At 71.3% G+C, this 19,849-nt stretch carries 15 protein-coding genes and 1 other RNA gene; 5 read left to right on the top strand and 11 right to left on the bottom strand.

Going from position 1 to position 19,849, the window contains the following annotated elements; all coding sequences use genetic code 11:
* Positions 1-18: 18 nt before the first annotated feature.
* The 7 genes from recR to AC3WLZ_RS12190 all read right to left on the bottom strand — a co-directional run bounded on the left by recR (position 19) and on the right by AC3WLZ_RS12190 (position 11,229).
* On the bottom strand, positions 19-612 hold the full coding sequence (gene recR / locus AC3WLZ_RS12160; RefSeq protein WP_412925192.1) for a recombination mediator RecR: 594 nt from the start codon (positions 610-612) through the stop codon (positions 19-21).
* Positions 612-3,395, bottom strand: coding sequence for a DNA polymerase III subunit gamma and tau (locus tag AC3WLZ_RS12165; protein WP_492470191.1), 2,784 nt, complete (start codon positions 3,393-3,395; stop codon positions 612-614). The genes recR and AC3WLZ_RS12165 overlap by 1 nt, the downstream gene beginning before the upstream one ends.
* 238 nt (positions 3,396-3,633) lie before the next feature.
* On the bottom strand, positions 3,634-6,165 hold the full coding sequence (locus tag AC3WLZ_RS12170; RefSeq protein WP_492470192.1) for a glycoside hydrolase family 65 protein: 2,532 nt from the start codon (positions 6,163-6,165) through the stop codon (positions 3,634-3,636).
* Between the two features lie 53 nt (positions 6,166-6,218).
* A complete protein-coding gene (locus AC3WLZ_RS12175) occupies positions 6,219-6,953 on the bottom strand; it encodes an HAD family hydrolase (RefSeq protein ID WP_412925195.1) in 735 nt (244 codons plus the stop codon).
* A gap of 87 nt (positions 6,954-7,040) precedes the next feature.
* Positions 7,041-8,273: an acetate/propionate family kinase gene (locus AC3WLZ_RS12180; RefSeq protein WP_492470193.1), complete on the bottom strand. Its 1,233-nt coding sequence runs from the start codon at positions 8,271-8,273 to the stop codon at positions 7,041-7,043.
* Positions 8,270-10,405: a phosphate acetyltransferase gene (gene pta, locus AC3WLZ_RS12185; protein WP_412925197.1), complete on the bottom strand. Its 2,136-nt coding sequence runs from the start codon at positions 10,403-10,405 to the stop codon at positions 8,270-8,272. The genes AC3WLZ_RS12180 and pta overlap by 4 nt, the downstream gene beginning before the upstream one ends.
* Positions 10,406-10,464: 59 nt before the next feature.
* Entirely contained in the window at positions 10,465-11,229 is a 765-nt protein-coding gene (locus tag AC3WLZ_RS12190) for a DeoR/GlpR family DNA-binding transcription regulator (protein ID WP_492470984.1), read from the bottom strand.
* A gap of 43 nt (positions 11,230-11,272) precedes the next feature.
* Between AC3WLZ_RS12190 and AC3WLZ_RS12195 the strand changes: the two genes are divergently transcribed.
* On the top strand, positions 11,273-11,638 hold the full coding sequence (locus AC3WLZ_RS12195; RefSeq protein ID WP_492470194.1) for a DUF4406 domain-containing protein: 366 nt from the start codon (positions 11,273-11,275) through the stop codon (positions 11,636-11,638).
* Positions 11,635-12,303, top strand: coding sequence for an NUDIX domain-containing protein (locus AC3WLZ_RS12200; RefSeq protein ID WP_492470195.1), 669 nt, complete (start codon positions 11,635-11,637; stop codon positions 12,301-12,303). Before AC3WLZ_RS12195 ends, AC3WLZ_RS12200 begins: the two co-directional genes overlap by 4 nt.
* A 28-nt stretch (positions 12,304-12,331) precedes the next feature.
* Here AC3WLZ_RS12200 and ffs read toward each other — a convergent pair.
* From ffs to AC3WLZ_RS12215, 3 genes are all read right to left on the bottom strand, one after another.
* Positions 12,332-12,428: signal recognition particle sRNA small type (ffs, locus tag AC3WLZ_RS12205), an RNA gene on the bottom strand.
* 26 nt (positions 12,429-12,454) lie between these two features.
* Entirely contained in the window at positions 12,455-13,144 is a 690-nt protein-coding gene (locus AC3WLZ_RS12210; RefSeq protein ID WP_492470196.1) for a helix-turn-helix domain-containing protein, read from the bottom strand.
* The gene (locus tag AC3WLZ_RS12215; RefSeq protein ID WP_492470197.1) at positions 13,137-14,624 is read right to left on the bottom strand and encodes an APC family permease; all 1,488 of its coding nucleotides are present in this window, start codon (positions 14,622-14,624) and stop codon (positions 13,137-13,139) included. The genes AC3WLZ_RS12210 and AC3WLZ_RS12215 overlap by 8 nt, the downstream gene beginning before the upstream one ends.
* Before the next feature lie 201 nt (positions 14,625-14,825).
* Here AC3WLZ_RS12215 and AC3WLZ_RS12220 point away from each other — a divergent pair, with 201 nt between their 5' ends.
* From AC3WLZ_RS12220 to AC3WLZ_RS12230, 3 genes are read left to right on the top strand one after another with little or no spacing between them, the layout of a single operon-like run.
* Positions 14,826-16,301: an APC family permease gene (locus AC3WLZ_RS12220; protein WP_492470198.1), complete on the top strand. Its 1,476-nt coding sequence runs from the start codon at positions 14,826-14,828 to the stop codon at positions 16,299-16,301.
* 38 nt (positions 16,302-16,339) lie between these two features.
* Complete coding sequence (locus AC3WLZ_RS12225; RefSeq protein WP_492470199.1) at positions 16,340-18,340, top strand: primary-amine oxidase; 2,001 nt, start codon at positions 16,340-16,342, stop codon at positions 18,338-18,340.
* A gap of 3 nt (positions 18,341-18,343) precedes the next feature.
* Positions 18,344-18,838, top strand: coding sequence for a hypothetical protein (locus tag AC3WLZ_RS12230; RefSeq protein ID WP_492470200.1), 495 nt, complete (start codon positions 18,344-18,346; stop codon positions 18,836-18,838).
* A gap of 12 nt (positions 18,839-18,850) precedes the next feature.
* Here the strand turns inward: AC3WLZ_RS12230 and AC3WLZ_RS12235 are convergent, their stop codons facing one another.
* Positions 18,851-19,759: an ROK family protein gene (locus AC3WLZ_RS12235; protein WP_492470201.1), complete on the bottom strand. Its 909-nt coding sequence runs from the start codon at positions 19,757-19,759 to the stop codon at positions 18,851-18,853.
* Positions 19,760-19,849 lie beyond the last annotated feature (90 nt).

A 19,849-nucleotide genomic window follows, 5' to 3' on the forward strand; every position in this document is an offset into this window, starting at 1 on the left:
GCCGCGAACTCGCGAGAATCAGAGCGTGCGTCGGCCCTCGAACGCCCGGCCGAGGGTGACCTCGTCGGCGTATTCGAGGTCGCCTCCGACGGGCAGACCGGATGCCAGGCGCGTCACGCGGATCTCGAGCGTGTGCAGGAGTCGGCTGAGGTACGTCGCGGTCGCTTCGCCCTCGAGGTTCGGGTTCGTGGCGAGGATGACCTCCTGCACGGTGCCGTCGGCGAGGCGTTGCATGAGCTGGGTGATGCGCAGGTCGTCGGGACCGATACCGGCGATCGGGCTGATCGCGCCGCCCAGGACGTGGTAGAGCCCGCGGAATTCGCGAGTGCGTTCGATCGCGGCGACGTCCTTCGCGTCTTCGACGACGCAGATCAGGGCCGCATTGCGACGCGGGTCACGGCAGATCGAGCAGCGATCCTGCTCCGAGACGTTGCCGCAGATCTCGCAGAACTTGACCTTTTCGCGGATCTCGCCGAGGAGGGTCGACAGTCGGGACACGTCGAACGTCGGCGACTGAAGGATGTGGAACGCGATGCGCTGCGCCGATTTGGGCCCGATCCCGGGGAGGCGACCGAATTCGTCGATGAGGTCTTGGACGATGCCGTCGTACATCAGGTGAACCTCGTCGGGGGCTCGTAGGGCTCGTCGCGCACGTAGTTGGCCCCGAGCATCTGGCGCACCACGGCCTCACCGTAGCGCTGCACTCCCCCGCGCAAGGGGGCCATCCGCGGCACCACGACCGGCGGGATCGGCAGGTCGGCCTCGTCGTCGGGGGGCGGGATGACATCGTCATCGTCGAGCTCGTCGGGGGCGGACACCGACGCGACGACGTCGCCGGACGGAAGCACCGCGCCCTCGAACGGCGGCGGCGCGATGCGCGGGACGGCCCGACCCACCGCCTCCTCGGGCTCCTCGTCGACGGCGAGGGCGGTGGCGGCAGACGGCACGGACGCGGTGGCCGCCGACCCGGGGGGCGGGGTGGACGTCGCGGCGGGGCCGGATGGTGCGGGCGCCACCGGGGCGGATGCTGTCGGCGCACCGGTAGTCGGTGCGCCCGGAGTCGGGGCACCGGTCGGGGCGGAGGCCATTGAGGCGGATGCCGTCGGGGTGGATGTCGTCGCGGCACCGGGTATCGGGGCGACCGCCCAGTCGGTGACCGACGTCGACGCGTACGACGTGGACGAACGCGGGGCCGAGCCCTCCTGGGAGCCTCGCGTGCCGCCGTCGCCACCCGGCGCGGGTGAGCGTTGCGGCGCGCCGCCCGAGCCACCGGGGCCGGCGTCACCGTCGAGACGAGCGAGGTACTTGACCCGGATGCCGAGCACCGATTGGATCGCCCGCCGGAGGTCTTCGCTGGGGCCTCCATTGGCCGACCGCGTCTTGAACGCGGTGAGGTCGGAGCCCGTGCGGAAGCCCAGCGTCAGGACGTCATCGTCGAACGCGAGGACCGACGCGGTGGACACGACGAGCCACGATGTTCTGCTGAGCGCTTCGAGCTGAGCGAGCACCTCGGGCCAGGCGTCGCGCACGTGCGAGAGCTCCAGCGGCCCGACCGGCGCGACCGGAGGGGTCGGGGCCACCGGCTCGAGCGGGGAGGCATCGTCGGCATCCACGGTGGGCGCGACGTCGAAAGGGTGAGGTTCGGCAGGGTGCGGGTCGGCAGGGTGCGGGTCGGCAGGGCCGGAGGACGATGACGATGTGGCCGGGGCTGCGTTCGCGGCGGTCGGCGCCGCGGGCGCGGAAACCGGTGCGTCGACGTCTTCCTCGATCGGCGGCGGTGCGTCATCGTCATCGAACGGAGGCGGGGCATCGTCGTCGGATGGGGCGTCCTGCCGCGGCTCGGCGTGATGTGGCGCCGGATCATCGACGGGTATCGCAGGCGACGCCACGGGCGGGGCGCTCGGCGGTGCCACGGAAGGGCCCCCCGGCGACGCCACGCGCGGGGCACTCGGCGACGCGACGGAAGGCGCGGCGATCGTCGGCCGGGCGACGGCGGGTGCGTCGTCGGGCGAGGCTACGACCGGCGCCGCTGCCGACTCCGTCGCGCGGCCCGGCGGCGCGACAGCCGGAGCGACCGCACCGGGGTTCGCAACACCCGGGGACGCAACACCCGGCGATGCGACGGTCGGCGATGCAACGGACGGGGACGTGACCGCGGGGGCAGCGGACGGCGGGGCTGCGGCAGCCGAGGCGGCGCGACTCGTCGGCGCGGCAGACGTCGCGGGTGCATGCTCGGCCGCGTGCGTCGAGGCGGCGGCCGGCGACGCCCCCTGCGAGACACCCGCGTGCGTGAGGACCCGTGCGACCAGGAGCTCGAGCTGCAACCGCGGAGACGTGGCTCCGGTCATCTCGTCGAGCGCGGCGACGACGAGGTCGGCCGTTCGCGACAGTCGCGCGACGCCGAACGCCGTGGCCTGGCGGCCCATGCGCTCGAGCTCGTCGTCGGGCACCCCGCGCAACACCGCGGAGGCACCGGCACCCGTGGCGGCGACGACGATGAGGTCGCGCAGACGCTCGAGCAGATCATCGACGAAACGGCGGGGATCCTGACCGGTCTGGACGACGCGGTCGACCGCCGCGAAGGCGGCCGCCCCGTCGAGCGCGGCGAAGGCGTCGACGACCTCGTCGAGCAGCTCGGAGTGGGTGTAGCCCAGGAGGGCGACGGCCCGCTCGTAGTTCACGAGGACGCGGTCGTCGGCATCCCGATCGGATCCGGCGATGAGCTGATCGAGCAGGGAGAGCGTGTCACGCGGCGACCCGCCGCCGGCGCGCACGACGAGCGGCAGCACGCCCGCCTCGACGGCGACGCCCTCGGTCTCGCAGAGTTCTTGCACGTACTCGAGCATCGCCGCCGGCGGAACGAGGCGGAACGGGTAGTGGTGCGTGCGCGAACGGATCGTGCCGAGCACCTTCTCGGGCTCGGTCGTGGCGAAGATGAACTTCACGTGGGCGGGCGGCTCTTCCACGAGCTTGAGCAGGGCGTTGAATCCCTGCTGCGTGACCATGTGCGCCTCGTCGAGGATGAAGATCTTGAACCGGTCGCGGGCCGGCGCGAAGATCGCCCGCTCACGCAGGTCGCGCGCGTCGTCGACACCGTTGTGGCTCGCGGCGTCGATCTCGACCACGTCGAGCGACCCGCCGCCCCCGCGCCCGAGCTCGACGCAGCTGTCGCACTCGCCGCACGGAGTGTCGGTGGGCCCCTGCGCGCAGTTCAGGCAGCGCGCGAGAATACGGGCCGAGGTCGTCTTGCCGCAGCCGCGAGGCCCCGAGAAGAGATAGGCGTGGCCCACCCGGTCACTGCGGAGGGCGGTCATCAACGGCTCGGTCACCTGCGACTGCCCGATCATCTCGCCGAACGCCTGCGGGCGGTAGCGGCGGTACAGGGCTGTCGTCACTCCCCCAGCCTACGGCGTGCCACCGACATCGCGTCCGGCGCGGTCCCCCGCCGGGCACCTCCGCCCGCCGCCGGGCTCCGACCCCCACCCCTGGCATCCGCGAGACTTCATCGCGCCGACATCTCCCTTGCAGCGTGCGGGGCACATGTCGGCGAAATGAAGTCTCGGCGAACCTGCCCTCCCGGAACGGCGAACGCGGCGACGCCCGGAAGGGCGCCGCCGCGTTCGAAACAGCGAATCAGGCGTCGAGGCCGACGGACACCGGCTCGTCGTCGCTCGAGACGAGCGGGATCGCCGCCGTGACGATCGGGACCGAGGCCGACATCAAGGTGCCGTCCTCGCGAACCGAACCCTCGAGCTGACGGATCGACGGACGTCCGGGGATCAGCGGCCCCTGTCCGTGCAGCGCGACGCGGACCGTTTCGCCCGGGGCGACCGTGTAGTCCACACCCCGCACGGCGAAGTCGACGGGGGCGCCCTCCTCTCCGGCGTGCAGGGTCAGCGCACCGGAGGTGAGCGTCACGTTCAGGCGCGTCCCGTGCCAGTGCAGCACGTACGACAGCTCGGGCCAGTCCGCCGGAAGACGCGGGTCGAATGTCAGACGGCCGAAGTGGTCCCGCATGCCGCCGAATCCGCTCACGAGCGCCGTCCACACACCGCCCGCGGAGGCGACGTGCACACCGTCGGAGGCGTTGTGGTGCAGATCGCCGAGGTCGACGAACGCGGCCTGACGGAAGTACTCCAGCGCGAGGTCCTGGTACCCGACCTCAGCCGCGAGGATCGACTGCACGACCGCCGACAGCGTCGAGTCGCCCGTGGTGAGCGGGTCGTAGTACTCGAAGTCGGCGAGCTTCTCGGCATCCGTGAAGTGGTTCCCCTGCAGGAACAGCGCCAGCACGACATCGGCCTGCTTGAGCACCTGGTACCGGTAGATCACCAGCGGGTGGAAGTGCAGCAGGAGCGGGCGCTGGTCGGGCGGGGTGTTCTCGAGATCCCAGATCTCGCGCTCAAGGAACACGGCGTCCTGCGGATGGATGCCGAGGGCCGGGCTGAACGGGATGTGCATCGCCTCGGCCGCCAGCTCCCACCGGTCGGGCTCGGACGGGTCGAGGTTCATCCGGTCGGCCATACGGCCGTACGCCTCGGGGTTGTTCTCGGCGAGGTCGCGCACCGTGCGTGCGGCGAAGCGCAGGTTGAACCGCGCCATGACGTTGGTGAAGAGGTTGTCGTTGACGACGGTGGTGTACTCGTCGGGACCGGTGACGCCGTGGATGTGGAACGAATCCGGCTCGCTGTCGGGACCTCCGTCGCTCGAGCGCCAGAAGCCCAGGGTCGACCACAGCCGAGCGGTGTCGACGGCGATGTCCACGCCCTCCCGGGCGAGGAACTCCTCGTCGCCGGTCGCACGGACGTACTTCGCCATTGCGAAGGCGACGTCGGCGTTGATGTGATACTGCGCCGTGCCCGCGGCGTAGTAGGCCGAGGCCTCTTCGCCGTTGATCGTGCGCCACGGGAAGAGGGCGCCGGCCTCGTTGAGCTGGTGCGCGCGCTTCCGCGCCGCGGGGAGCATGAGGTACCGCATCCGCAGGGCGTTCCGCGCCCACTGCGGCGTCGTGTACGCCAGGAACGGCAGCACGTACACCTCGGTGTCCCAGAAGTAGTGGCCGCTGTATCCCGAGCCCGTGACGCCCTTCGCCGGCACACCCTGGCCGTCGGCGCGGGCCGCGGCCTGCGCGAGCTGGAACAGGCACCAGCGGGTCGCCTGCTGGAGGTCTCCCTGACCGCCGATCCGCACGTCCGAGCGCTCCCAGAACGCCGCGAACCAGTCGATGTGGCTCTCACGGAGGGCGGTCACACCGACGCTGCGCGCCCGGTCGAGGGTGCGCCGGCAACGATCGACGAGTTCACCCGCGGGCACGCCGCGCGACGTGTGGTAGCTGACCAGCTTGGTCACGGTCGTGGGGACACCGGCGCGCGCCTGCACGCGGAAGACGTTCTTGGCGATGTCCGGCTCGATGAGCTGCCGCGACGTGTACTCGTTGGCCGTCTCGACCTCGTGATCGGCGACGACGGCGATCGTCATGCCCGACTCGGTGACCTCGTACGAGAGCGCGGACCGGTTGCCGTCCTGCCAGTACTCGCGCGGCTGGAGCACGCGGTCGGTGAGCCTCTCGGTCTTGCGGGGGTCGAATCCGGCCGTCTTGGATGCCATCGGCGAACCGCCGTAGATCCCCTCGCCGTCCTGGCGGTTCAGCAGCTGGCACGCCACCGTCACGGGCGCGTCGGAATTGAGCACCGTGACCGTCAGGCGGAGGACGGCGAGATGCTTCTCCTCGAAGGAGACGAACCGCTCGTCCTCGATGCGCACCTCCTTGCCGGAGGGAGTGACCCACAGGAGCGACCGGCGGAGGATGCCCTGCCGCATGTCCAGCACACGCTCGTACTCCCGCACATCGGCGACGTCGAGCGAGAGCGGCTCATCGTCGACGTAGACGCGCATGACCTTGGCATCCGGGGCGTTGATGATGGTCTGCCCGACCTCGGCGAAGCCGTACGCCTGCTCGGCGTGACGGATCGGGAACGTCTCGTGGAACCCGTTGATGAACGTGCCCTGCTCGTGCGCGAAGCGGCCCTCGATGGAGTTGCCGCGCAACCCCAGGTAGCCGTTGCCGACGGCGAAGAGCGTCTCGGTGACGCCGGTGTCGTCTGCCGAGAACTGGGTCTCGACGAGGCGCCATTCGTCGATGGGGAAGCGATCGCGATCGATCATCGGGCGGGCCTTCCGGTGTGCCGGGATTCGGGTGGGTCGCGCGGGGCGACGGCTCAGTCTACGAACGCCTGGAGGTCGTCGACGACCACGTCGGCTCCGGCGGCGAAAAGGTGCTCGGCGCCGACCCCGCGGTCGACGCCGACGACGAGCCCGAATCCGGCCGTGGAGGCCGAGGTGACGCCGCTGGTGGCGTCCTCGACGGCGGCCGAGCGCGCCGGGTCGACCCGCAGCATGCGAGCGGCCTCGGCGAACACGTCGGGAGCGGGCTTGGATGCCAGATGGTCGCGTTCGGCCACGACGCCGTCCATCACGACGGGGAATCGATCGCGGATGCCGGCGGCCTCGAGCACCTCGACGGCGTTCTTCGAACTCGACACGACGGCGATCGGCGTACCGGCGGCCTGAAGGACGTCGAGGAGCGCGACGGACCCCGGGTAGGGGGCGATGCCCTCGGCACGCAGGATGCGCGAGAACACCACGTTCTTGCGGTTGCCGACGCCGCACACGGTGTCCAGGGCCGGGTCGTCGGACGGATCGCCCCAGGGCACCTCGACGTCACGGCTGCGCAGGAGGCTCGCCACACCGTCGTACCGCTTCTTGCCGTCGACGTGCTCGAAGTAGTCGCGGTCGGTGTAGGGCGGCTGGATGTCCCACGCCGCGAACAGCTCGTCGAACATCTCTTTCCACGCGCGCATGTGCACTTCGGCGGTGGGCGTGAGCACGCCGTCCAGGTCGAACAGGACGGCGTCGTAGGAGGTCAGGTCGGGCAGGTCACGGCTGTCGGTCACGGCGGACTCCAGATCGCGGGGCGGGAGACGCGGTCACGACGATGCGCCGCCGTTCCAGCGTAGTGGTGAGGGGTGTTCGCACTCGGGTCAGGAAGCGACCGACAGCGTCTGGCGGGCGATCTCGAGCTCTTCGTTGGTCGGGACGACGAGGACCTCGACGCGCGACGCATCGGTGGAGATCCGACGGATGCCACGCTCCCGTGCCGCGTTGCGCTCCGGGTCGAGCTCGACGCCCGCGAAACCGAGGGTGGCCAACGCTTCGGCGCGCACGCGCGCGGCGTTCTCGCCGACGCCGGCGGTGAAGGAGATGACGTCGACACCGCCGAGCTGTGCGAGGTAGGCGCCCGCGTAGGCGCGGAGCCGGTGGACGTAGACGTCGAACGCGAGCTGCGCGTCGGGGTCGCCGGCGTCGCATCGCGCCGTGAGGTCGCGCATGTCGGAGACGCCCGCGAGACCGACGAGGCCCGAGCGCTTGTTCAGCAGCGCGTCGAGATCGGCGATCGAGAGATCGGCGCGCCGCGCGAGCTGGAGCAGCACGGCGGGGTCGAGGTCTCCGGACCGCGTACCCATCACGAGGCCTTCGAGCGGGGTCAGGCCCATCGACGTCTCGACCGACCGCCCGCCCTCGATCGCCGTGACGGACGCGCCGTTGCCGAGGTGGAACACGATCTGACGCAGGTCGGCGAGCGGGCGTCCGAGGAACGCGGCCGCGGACTCGCTGACGAACTTGTGGCTCGTGCCGTGGAAGCCGTATCGGCGGATGCGATGCGCTTCGGCGAGCTCGCGGTCGATGGCGTACGTGTACGCCGCCGGCGCGAGCGACTGGTGGAACGCGGTGTCGAAGACCGCGACGTGCGGGACGTCGGGGAACGCCTTCTTCGCCGCGACGATCCCGGCCAGGTTCGCCGGGTTGTGGAGCGGGGCGAGGACGGAGAGCTCGTCGATGTTGATCTCGACGAGGGGCGTCACGAGGGTCGGCTCGAAGAAGCGTGCGCCGCCGTGCACCACGCGGTGTCCGACGGCCACCGGCGGCCGCTCCTCGAGGGAGGGGCCGTGCACTGCGAACGCCTCGAGCATGACGGCGAACCCGGCGGTGTGGTCGGGGATCTCGCGCTCGATGGTGGTCGTGGCATCCATGACCGTGGGCGCGGGACCGTCGGCGGAGGCCAACGCGGCGGCCGCGACGGTGTGCGTCGCGACGCCGATGCCGTCGCCGATGCGCTCGACCAGCCCCGAGGCGAGGACGCGCTCGTGCTCCATGTCGAGCAGCTGGTACTTGAACGACGACGACCCGCTGTTGACGACGAGCACGACGCTCACGAGTTGCTCCCCTGGGCCTGGATCGCGGTGATCGCGATCGTGTTGACGATGTCGTCGACGAGAGCGCCGCGAGACAGGTCGTTGATGGGCTTGTTGAGGCCCTGCAGGACCGGGCCGATCGCGACCGCTCCGGCCGATCGCTGCACGGCCTTGTACGTGTTGTTGCCGGTGTTCAGATCGGGGAAGACGAACACCGTCGCGCGCCCTGCGACCTCCGACCCGGGCATCTTGGCCTTCGCCACCGCGGCGTCGGCCGCCGCGTCGTACTGGATCGGTCCTTCGACGAGCAGTTCGGGGGCGCGCTCGCGCACGAGGGCGGTCGCGGCCCGCACCTTCTCGACGTCGGCGCCCGTGCCCGATTCGCCGGTCGAGTACGACAGCATCGCCACGCGCGGCTCGATACCGAACTGCTCGGCGGTCGCGGCAGACGAGATCGCGATGTCGGCGAGCTGCTCGCTCGTGGGGTCGGGGATCACCGCGCAGTCGCCGTAGACGAGCACGCGATCGGCGAGGGCCATGAGGAACACGCTGGAGACGACCGAGACGCCCGGCGCGGTCTTGATGATCTCGAACGCCGGACGGATCGTGTGGGCGGTGGTGTGCGCCGCGCCCGAGACCATGCCGTCGGCGAGCCCGAGGTGCACCATCAGGGTGCCGAAGTACGACACGTCGGTCACCGTGTCGGCGGCCTGCGCATAGGTCACGCCCTTGTGCGCACGAAGGCGCGCGTACTCGGTCGCGAACTTGTCGACATGCACGGCGTCGAAGGGGCTCAACACCTCGGCGTCGCGGATGTCGATGCCCAGTTCGATCGCGCGCCCGCGAACCTCGAGCGGCTCGCCCAGGATCGTGAGGTCGGCGATGCCGCGCGCGAGAACAGTCGCCGCCGCCCGCAGGACGCGGTCGTCGCTGCCCTCCGGCAGCACGATGCGGCGGCGGTCGCTGCGGGCTCGGTCGACGAGCCCGTATTCGAACATCAACGGGGTCACGACGCTCGGACGCGCGACGCCGAGCTCGCGCGTGAGCAGCTCGGTGTCGACGTGGCGTTCGAACATCGCCAGGGCGGTGTCGTACCGCCGCTGCGAGTCGGCCGCGAGGCGCCCGCGGGTGTTCATGATCCGGACGGCGGTGTCGTACGTGCCGAGGTCGGTCGCGATGATCGGCAGCGACGACCCCAGGCCGTCGATGAGGCGCACGATGGGGTCGGGGAGCTCGAACCCGCCGTTGAGCACGACGCCCGCGAGGGACGGGAAGGTGCCCGAGGCGTTGGCCAGGAGCGTCGCCAGCAGGACCTCGGTGCGGTCACCGGGGATGACGATGACCGCGGACTCCATGAGGCGCGGCAGGACGTTGACCATCGACATGCCGGCGACGACGACGCCCAGGACCTCGCGCGTGAGGAGTTCGGGGTCGCCCTTGATGAGCTCGCCCTCGACCGAGCGCAGGACTCCCCGCATCGACGGGGCGATGAGGAAACGGTCCTCGGGGAGCGCCCACACCGGGACGGTGCGACGGGGCGAGGATCCTGCGGCGTCGACGACCGGGCGCACGGAGCCGATGATCTCGTCGAGCTGCGCGGGCTCGGCACGATTGACGACCACGGCGAACACCTCGGCGCGCTCGTGCAGCAGCTCGGGCATCGCCAGGGCGGCAATCTGCCCCACCTCCTGCGGTGTGCGCGCGACGGAGAGCCCGAGCGTCTCTCCCTGCCCCTGCTGCGCGCGGCCGCCGAGCACGAGGAGGACGGGTGCCCCGAGGTTGGCCGCGATCCGGGCGTTGTACGCCAGTTCGGTCGGGCTGCCGACGTCGGTGTAGTCGCTGCCGATCACCACGACCGCGTCGCACTGCGCCTCGACGGCCTTGTAGCGCTCGACGATGCGCCCGAGAGCCGCGTCGGCGTCGTCGCGGACGTCGTCGTAGGTGACGCCGACGCACTCGTCGTACTCGAGGTCGACGCCGTCGTGATCGAGCAGCATCTCGAGGACGTAGTCGCGCTCGGCGGTGGAGCGCGAGATCGGTCGGAACACGCCGACGCGCGGGGTCACGCGACTGAGGGCGTCCAAGACGCCCAGAGCCACCGTGGATTTCCCCGAGTGCCCCTCGGCCGACGTGATGTAGATGCTCTGCGTCACGGCATCCACCCTAGGCGGGGCGAGCGACATCCCGTCGGGGTTGCCTCGGCGTCGAGCGATCAGGACGAGGGTGGGACCGGGAGGAGTCGAGCGCCCGCCCCGCGCAGGTCGGCGGCGCGAGGATCCGCGGGATCGATGTCGGCCATCACCCCGGCAACACCGTCGAGGGGCAGGATCCCGAAGCGCGACGCCGCACCCACCTTCTCCTCGCTCGCGAGGACGTACGTCTCGGCCGCCCGAGCCGCGAGCGCACGCTTCATCGCCGCCTCGTCGGCATCCCCCGTGGTCAGCCCGGCCTCGGGGTGCACGCCGGTCACGCCGAGGAAGAAGACGTCGGCACTCACCCGCTGAGCCGCTTCGACGGCGGCGGCGCCGCACGCCACCGCGGAGTGCTTGAACACCTCACCCCCGATGAGGAAGACCCGGGCCTCGTGGTGCAGGAGCGCGGCCGCGATGGTCGGCGCGTGCGTGATCACCGTGCCGGCGAAGGTCCGAGGGAGTGCGTCGACCAGGGCGAGGGTCGTCGTGCCGCCGTCGAGGAGCACCGTCATGCCGGGCGCGATCAGCTGGACGGCCGCCGCGGCGACGGCGCGCTTGCTCTCAAGCGCCACCGAGCCGCGGGTCTCGTAATCGGCGACCGCCGGCGAGGCGGGGAGCGCTCCCCCGTACACACGAACGGCGAGGCCCGCGGCATCCAGCTCCCGAAGATCACGCCGGATGCTGTCCTCGGACAGGTCGAGCTCGGCCGCGACGTCTTTCACGACGAGGCGACCGTCGCGGCGGAGCCTCTCCAGCAGAACGTCCTTGCGCGCGGCAGCCAACATCACGGTTCACATTCTTGCACGTTTCTGCACTATCGTTCCGACTATGAGCCGCCCGCTTCTGATTCTCATCGCCGGACCGTACGCCTCGGGGACAGACGGCGACCGCGACCGCATGGCCGCGAACCTGCGCCGCCTGGAGGCCGCGGCCTGGCCGATCTTCCGGGCCGGGCATGTCCCGATGATCGGCGAATGGGTGGCGTTGCCGGTGCTCGCGAGCGCGGGGGCGTCGGGGCCGAACGATCCGCTGGCGACCGACGTCCTGTATCCGACCGCCGAGCGACTCCTGCACCACTGCGACGCCGTCCTGCGCCTCCCCGGCGCGTCGCGCGGCGCGGACCGTGACGTCGAGATCGCGCGAGAGCGCGGCATCCCGGTCTACAGCTCGCTCGAGGAGATTCCGGCCGCATGAGCGCCGACCTGCCCGGAACCACCGTCCCCGACCACCGCGGACGCACCGGTCTGCACCTCACCGGCCGCGACCTGGATCGCAATCCCCGCGTCGAGGTCGTCGACGTCGAACTGCTCGCGGCCGGCTGGCACGTCCTGCGCGCGACGACCTTCCGCTACCGCGGCGACGACGGCGAGTGGACGACGCAGAAGCGCGAAACGTACGACCGCGGCAACGGTGCGACGGTCCTGCTCTACGACCTCGCTCGGCGCACCGTGCTGCTCACTCGACAGTTCCGCTACCCCGTCTACGTCAACGACCACCCGGACGGCATGCTCATCGAGACCGCCGCCGGACTCCTGGACGACGACGACCCCGTGACCGCGATCCGCCGCGAGGCCGAGGAGGAGACGGGCGTGCGGGTCGTCGATGTCGAGCCGGTGTTCGAGGTCTACATGAGTCCCGGGTCGGTCACGGAGCGCCTCCACTTCTTCGCCGCCGCGTACGACGGCGCGAGCCGCGAGGGCGATCGCGGTGGTCTCGTGGACGAGGGCGAGGAGATCGAGATCCTCGAGTACGACATCGACGACGCCCTGCGGATGATCCGCGACGGCGAGATCCAGGATGCCAAGACGATCATGCTGCTGCAGTGGGCGGTGATCGACGGGCCGTTCGCGAGGCGCTGAGGCGCGGCATCCGGAGTCGCCCGGGCAGAAAAAAGACCCTCCGCGCACCCGGTAGAGCCTGGTTACCCTTGCTACGTTTCCGTCCTGGGGGAGTTGGCCTGGATGCCGCCACGCGGAGAGCCGGGAACAGTCTACCCGACGTCCCGAAGCCTCACACCACGAGCGGCGCGAGGGCGTGCACGGTGGGTTCGAGGGCGCGGATCACCGCGGCCGGCTCGTCCACGCGGTGCCGTGCACCCGAGAAGCCGAGCGCACCGACCGTGGCACCGGTGTCATCGCGGATCGGAAGAGCGAGGCATCCGGTCGTCGTGGCGATCTCCCCGCTCTGCCGCGTGACTCCGAAGCGCTGGTAGTCGTCCTCGACGGCCGGGTCGACGCTCGCGCCGCTGGTCAGGAGCAGCAGACGCCCCAACGCGTAGCGAGCCGGTTCGCGGGCCATCCGGGCCTCGTCCGACAGCCGGAAGTCGGGGTCGGAGTCGAGGACGACGAGACGCCCGTCGAGGAAGAGCACCACGTGCACGCCCCCGCGCACCGTCCGCCGCGCCTCGGCGAGCACCGCCCGCGCCGCCGACGGGAGCCGCGCGGGTGCCGCCACCACCCCGGTCAGCTGCGAGACGCGCGCGCCCAACGCGAAGCCGGTGAGGTCGGGCGTGCGGACGAGGTACTCGTCCTCGACGAGGAGATTCAGCAGACGGTAGGTCGTCGCCCGCGGCAGCCCCAGTTCGGTCGAGATCCGTTGCGCGCTCACCCCCGCCCCGAGGTGCGCGACGGCCTCGAGCACGGCAAGGGCCGAGCGCACCGCACCCGGCTGCCGTGCCGCGAGCCCCGCCCGATCACTCACGCGCGGACCGCCCGGGAGGCGCGACTCCTCCGAGCACCTGGGCGGCGACCGGCTCGTCGTAGGCCCCGAGCGTGAGGGAGCGTCGGCGACGGCCGGCCACGGTCACGAAGACGACCGCGAGGAGCACCGCGACGCCGACGCTCACGAGCGCGATCGGATCGGAGCCGGCGATGAGGAACGTCACGAGCGCGGCGCCGAGGACGAGCGCCGAGACGACGGCGATCACTGCCGGCCACAGCGTGAACTCGCCGATGCGGCGGAGGAAGACGGGGGCGGCCACGCACACCAGGACGTACGCGGCGATGTATCCCGTCGCCCCGACCGAGAGCGTCACCTGCATCGCCTCGCGGGGATCGACGCCCAGGATCGCGAGGACGAGCGGCACGCCCGCCACGATCGGCAGTGCGGCGAGGATCGCGGCGATCGGTGTGCGCAGGCGCGGGTGGGTGCGCCCGAGTCGCGCGGGCAGCACGCCGTCGCGACTCATGGCGAAGAGCACCCGCACCAGGGCTGTCATCGACCCGATCGCGCACGCGAGGAACGAGGCGGCGATGCCGACGTCGGCGACCGTTCCCCACGGCCCCAGTCCGTACGCGACCGCGAGGTCGTTGACGGGCGAGGCGCTCGCGGCGAGGTCCTGGCCCAGCGCGTGGAAGCCCGAGACCTGCGTGATGGCGGCGAGCACGTACACCGCGCCCGTGATGACGACGGTTCCCGTGATCGCACGGGGGACGTTGCGCAGCGGCGCGACCGACTCGACGCCCAGCGTCGCCGACGTCTCGAAACCGACGAACGCCGTGAGGGCGATCACGGCCCCTGCGGCGAGCGCGACGGGATCGATGGGGCCAGGCGCGAGCGCCGCGACGACGTCGACGGGTCCGATGAAGATGAGGAGCGCTCCGAGCAGGACGACGATGAGTGCCACCGAGACCGCCTCGACGAGGAGCGCGACGCGGGCCGACAACCGGATGCCGGCCATCAACACCGCGGCGACGACCACGGACTCCAGGAGCACGGCGATCGTCACGGTCGCCCCGCGGTCGAGTCCCGGCCACCACCCCCCGAGCAGGTACGCGAGGTAGTACGCGCTGCCCAGCAGCGAGAACATCGCGATCGCGCCGTAGCCCACGACCACGGCGGCGCCGGCGGCGAGCCCCGCGCGCGGACCGAGCCCACGCGCGGTGTACGTGTACAACGCCCCGGCGGCCGCGAAGCGGCGGGCGAACTCCGACACCGTGCGGGCGACACCGAAGCTCAGCACCGCCGCGGCGACGATCGCGGCGACCGTGGCGCCCGGGGCGACGCCGCTCACCAGCAGCACGACGGTCGTCGCCGCCGCGGCCGGGGCGACGGCGGCCACCGACTGCGCGGCGAGGTCGACGATGCCGATCGAGCGGCGCTCCAGGCCGTGCAAGGGCGAACGTTCGCCGAAGCCGGCGACGGGCGTGGGCCGGGCGATGGCGCGGGCAAGTGCGGTCATGGTGCTCCCCGTGGACTCGGGGAGACCGTACGCCGCGGCCGTTGCACCCCCGCGACACCGATGTTTCGCGCTCGTGTCCCCTACTGAGACGCGGGCGCGGGCGGTGTCCCACTCGGCATGCGGGCACTTTCACACCGGCTACATCGAGCGGCAACGGCGCGGGAGGAACCTCGGATCCACACCCGATGCGAAAGGTTCGACATGACCCAGCTGGAATCGAAGGGGGCCGCGGCAGCGACCCCGCGCACGCTCAGCGGCTCGCTGGGCGTCACCGCGATCGTCTTCATGGTGGTCGCCGCCGCCTCGCCGCTCACCGTCGTCGGCGGCGCGGCACCCCTCGGCATCCTGATCGGCAACGGCGTGGGCTACCCGGCGCTGTACATCGTCAGCGCGGTCATCCTGCTCCTGTTCGCCGTGGGCCTGGCGGCGATGGCCCGGCACGTGCCCCGCCCGGGTGCCTTCTTCACCTACATCGGCTACGGCCTCGGCAGGCCGGCCGGGCTCGCGGCGGCCTGGACGGCGATGTTCACCTACACGACGATCCAGGTCGCGGTGTACGGCTACATCGGCTATCTGCTGAGCATCACCGCGGTGTCGCTCGGTGGACCGTCGCTGCCGTGGTGGCTGTACGCGCTCGGCACCGTCGCGCTGGTCGGCATCCTCGGGTACCGCCACATCGACCTCTCGAGCAAGGTGCTCGGCATCCTGCTCGTCGCCGAGGTCGCGGTGGTGCTGGTCCTCGTGGCTGCGGTCGTTCTCCAGGGCGGACCGCAGGGCCTCAGCCTCGCGCCGTTCGAGCCGTCGAACGTCGTCAGCGGTTCGCCCGGCGTCGGGCTCATGTTCGCGATCGCCGCGTTCATCGGCTTCGAGGCCACGGCGATCTTCCGCGACGAGGCGCGCGACCCCGACCGCACGATCCCCCGCGCGACCTACACCGCCGTCATCGGCATCGGGATCTTCTACACCCTGTCGGCGTGGGGCCTCGTCATGGCGTGGGGACCCGACGGCATCCTCGCGGCCGCCGCGGAGGACCCCGGCACGCTCATGCTCCGCACGGTCGCGATCTACCTCGGCAGCGTCGGTGAAGTCATCGTGAACGTGCTGCTGTTGACGTCGATGTTCGCGTGCGTGCTGTCGTTCCACAACGTCCTCACCCGCTACCAGCACGCGATGTCCGGCGCGGGCGTGCTGCCCGACCGTCTGTCCGGCGTGCACGCCCGCCACCTGTCACCGCACCTGTCCTCGCTCACGCAGACCGCGACCGCGGGCGTGCTCCTGGCAGTGTTCGCGCTGCTCGGGCTGGACCCGCTGCTGCAGGTGTTCACGTGGTTCTCCGGTGTCGCGACGGTCGCGATCGCGGGACTCATGGCCGCCACCTCGATCGCCGTCATCGTCTACTTCGCCCGCAACCGCGCCGACCAGCGGATGTGGAACACCGTCGTCGCGCCCGCCCTCGGGTTCGTCGGTCTCGCGCTGTCCGCCGGCGTGATCGTGGCCTACTTCCCGGTCATGGTCGGCGACGTCGACGCCGACGGCGCGCCCGTCTTCGGCGCCCTGACGTGGTCGCTCCTGGCCCTCGTGGTGATCGTCCCGGTCTTCGGGTGGCTCCAGGCGGGCTGGATCCGCCGGCGCCGCGCCGCCGCCTACGCCAAGCTCACCGACGCCATCGCCGGCTGACCCTCCTCTCCCCCGCCCGCTCCACCCAGGAAGACACCATGACCCTCACCGACCCCGCTGTTTCCGCCTACACCGCGCCGGAGGCCCCCGCCCACCCGCTCGGCTCGCTCACCCCCGCGGAGATCACCGCCGTGCGCACGATCGTCGCCGGGCTCGACGGCATCGACGAAGCGACCCGCTTCGCCTACGTCGGTCTGGAGGAGGCCTCCAAGGGCGAGGTGCTGGCGTGGGAGCGCGGGGAGACCGCCGCTCCCGAACGTCGCGCTCGCGTTCAGCTGCTGAACCTCCGCACGGCGCACTCCCTCGACCTCGTCGTGTCGCTCGCCACCGGGGCGGTGCTACGGCAGACCGAGCTCGACGGGTCCGACGGCCAGCTGCCCATCCTGGATGCCGAGTTCGAGGAGGTCGGCGTGATCGCGAACGAGAGCGCGGAGTGGGTCGCCGCCCTCGCCACGCGCGGCCTCACCACCGACGACGTCGTGCTCGTGCCGCTCTCGGCGGGCCACTACGGCTACGAGAACGAGGTCGGCCGCCGCGTGCTGCGCACGTTCGCGTTCCGTCAGGACCACCCCGCCGACCACCCGTGGGCGCACCCCGTGGACGGCCTCACCGCGTACATCGACGTCGCCGCCCGCGCGGTCATCGAGATCGTCGACACCCCCGGGTTCGCGGTGCCCGAGACCCATGGCAACTTCGACGACCCCGAGCTGCAGGGTCCTCCGCTGGAGGGCCTCAAGCCCATCGTCATCACCCAGCCGGAGGGGTCGAGCTTCACCGTCGACGACGAGCACGTCACGTGGGGCGAGTGGGATCTGCGCATCGGCTTCGACACCCGCGAGGGCCTGATCCTCCGTCAGCTGTCGTTCGCCGGACGCCCCGTGATGTACCGCGGGTCCATCAGCGAGATGGTCGTGCCCTACGCCGATCCCGCGCCCAACCGGTTCTGGCAGAACTACTTCGACACCGGCGAGTACCTGTTCGGTCGGTACACGAACGAGCTCGAACTGGGATGCGACTGCGTCGGCGACATCACCTACGTGGATGCCGTGCTGTCGGACGAGAACGGGATGCCGCGGACCATTCGCAACGCGGTGTGCATGCACGAGGAGGACTTCGGCTCCCTGTGGAAGCACACCGACATCTTCACCGGGTCCAGCGAGGTGCGTCGAGCCCGCCGCCTCGTGATCTCGTTCTTCACCACGGTCGGCAACTACGACTACGGCTTCTACTGGTACCTGTACCTCGACGGCACGATCGAGTGCGAGGCCAAGCTCACCGGCATCCTGTTCACCTCCGCGTATCCGGGCGAGGGCTACCCCTTCGCCTCCGAGGTGGCGCCGGGGCTGGGCGCGCCGTACCACCAGCACCTGTTCTCGGCGCGGCTGGACATGACCGTCGACGGCGTCGCGAACGTCGTCAACGAGATCGACGCGGTACGCCTGCCGATCTCGGCCACCAACCCCGCGGGCAACGCCTTCACCAAGAAAGTGACGCCGATCGCGTCGGAGAAGGTCTCGGGCCGCGTGGCGGATGGCGCCGTGAACCGGGTATGGCAGATCGCCTCCACCGAGAAGACCACCGAGCGCGGGCAGGCGACCTCGTACGTGCTGTTCCCGACCGAGACGCCGGTGCTGCTGGCCGACGAGGCGTCGTCGATCGCCGCGCGCGCGGCCTTCGCGACGAAGAACCTCTTCGTCACCAAGTACGACCCGACCGAACGCTACGCCGCGGGCGACTTCGTCAACCAGCACCCGGGCGGGGCCGGCATCCCGGACTTCATCTCCGGCGACGAACCGCTCGTGGGCGAGGACGTCGTGCTCTGGCACACGTTCGGCCTCACGCACTTCCCGCGCAACGAGGACTGGCCGGTGATGCCCATGGACTACGCCAAGTTCACGCTCAAGCCGTACAACTTCTTCGAGCGGAACCCCGTGCTCAACGTCCCGGCTCCGGAGAACGCCCACTGCACACCGACCGGCACGGGTCACGATCACGATGCGCACGGTCACGACGGTCACGACGGCGGCCACCACCACTGACCGATGAGCGAGACCCTTCACCTCTGGGCGGTCGCCCCCGCCGCGATCGGAACGTGCTGCCTGGCCGCCGATCGCGCGCGGGTGCGGCCGCCCGAGGTCGTGGCATCCGTTCTGATGCTCCTGGCCATGCTCGACGCGGGACTTCTCGGACTCGTCGCGCCGGTCTATTGGGCAGCCGTTCTGCTCCTCGCCGCGCTGGCGCTGGCGGCATGGCGGCGTCCGCGGCAGCGGCGCACGCCCCGCGTGCCCACGACGATGACGCTGCACACGGCGATCGGCCTGGTCATGATGGCGGCGCTGCAGGTGGCGATGGGGACGCATCCGCAGACGTCCGCCCATACGCACGGCGTCGTCCTCGGACCTCTGCTTCTGGCGGCGGTGATCGGTTACGGCCTCGCGTCGGTGCTGATGCTGCGCCGCATGCCCGCACGTCTGGACCGTGCGCAGATCGGCGCGATGGCGGCATCCATCGTCCTGATGTCGATCGCGGGGCTCTGACCCCCGCCGTCGTCAGGCGCGCAGCGCGAGAGCCGCGGCGCCCAGCAGCGGACCGTCGCCGTCGAGGCCCGACGGCACGACACGACACCGGCGGGCGTACGCGTGGACGGCGGCGTCGTGCGCCGCGGCGGCCACGAGATCCACGTAGTCGTCGGCGACTCTCGCAAAGCCTCCGGCGACGGCGACGGCCTCCAGATCGCACAGCGTCGCCGCGGCGGCGATCGCCTGACCGACCGCGGTGGCCGAGCGCCGCACCGCGGCGACCGCGATCTCGTCGCCCGTCCGGTACGACGCCGCCAGATCGAGGCCGGTCTCGCCCGTCCATCCCTGGCTGCGCGCCCACGCCACCGACCCGGGACCGGCGGCGACGGCTTCGAGGGTCGCGGCCCCGACATCGCCCTCGATCGTGCGGACGAAGATCTGACCGAGGTGACCGGCATTGCCGGAGCCTCCGGAGACGGGGCGCCCGCCCAGGATCAGCCCTCCCCCGACGCCGGTGGACACCACGATCGCCATGGCGTTGTCGCACCCGACCAACGCACCGCGCCAGTTCTCGGCGAGAGCGATGCAGGTGCCGTCGAGGGCGAGCGTGAGCGGACCGTCGACGAGGTCGCCCAGCACCGCGTCGATCTCCAGTCCGGCCGCCTGCGGGAGGTTCAGCGGCGACACCGAGCGCGCAGGCAGATCGACCGGCCCCGCACTGCCGACCCCGACCGCCGCGACGTGCACGTCCGGCACCGCGGCGAGCGCCTCCTCGGCTGCGGCGCGGATGTTCGCCGCGATCCCCGCGCGGGTGGCATCCCGGCCGGTGGGACGGCGCACGACGCTCGCGCGCAACACCTCGCCCTCGGCGGTGACGACGGCGGCATCCACTTTGGTTCCCCCGATGTCGACGGCGAGGACCGGAGCGGTGACGGGCATGACGTTCTCCTCCGTTGGGCAACGTGCCCGATCCTAGAGCGCCCGCGGCGTCCGCCGATCCTGGGCACCTGCCGTATTCCGGCCCCCGGT

It is taken from the genome of Microbacterium sp. FW305-3-2-15-F-LB2, assembly GCF_058787255.1.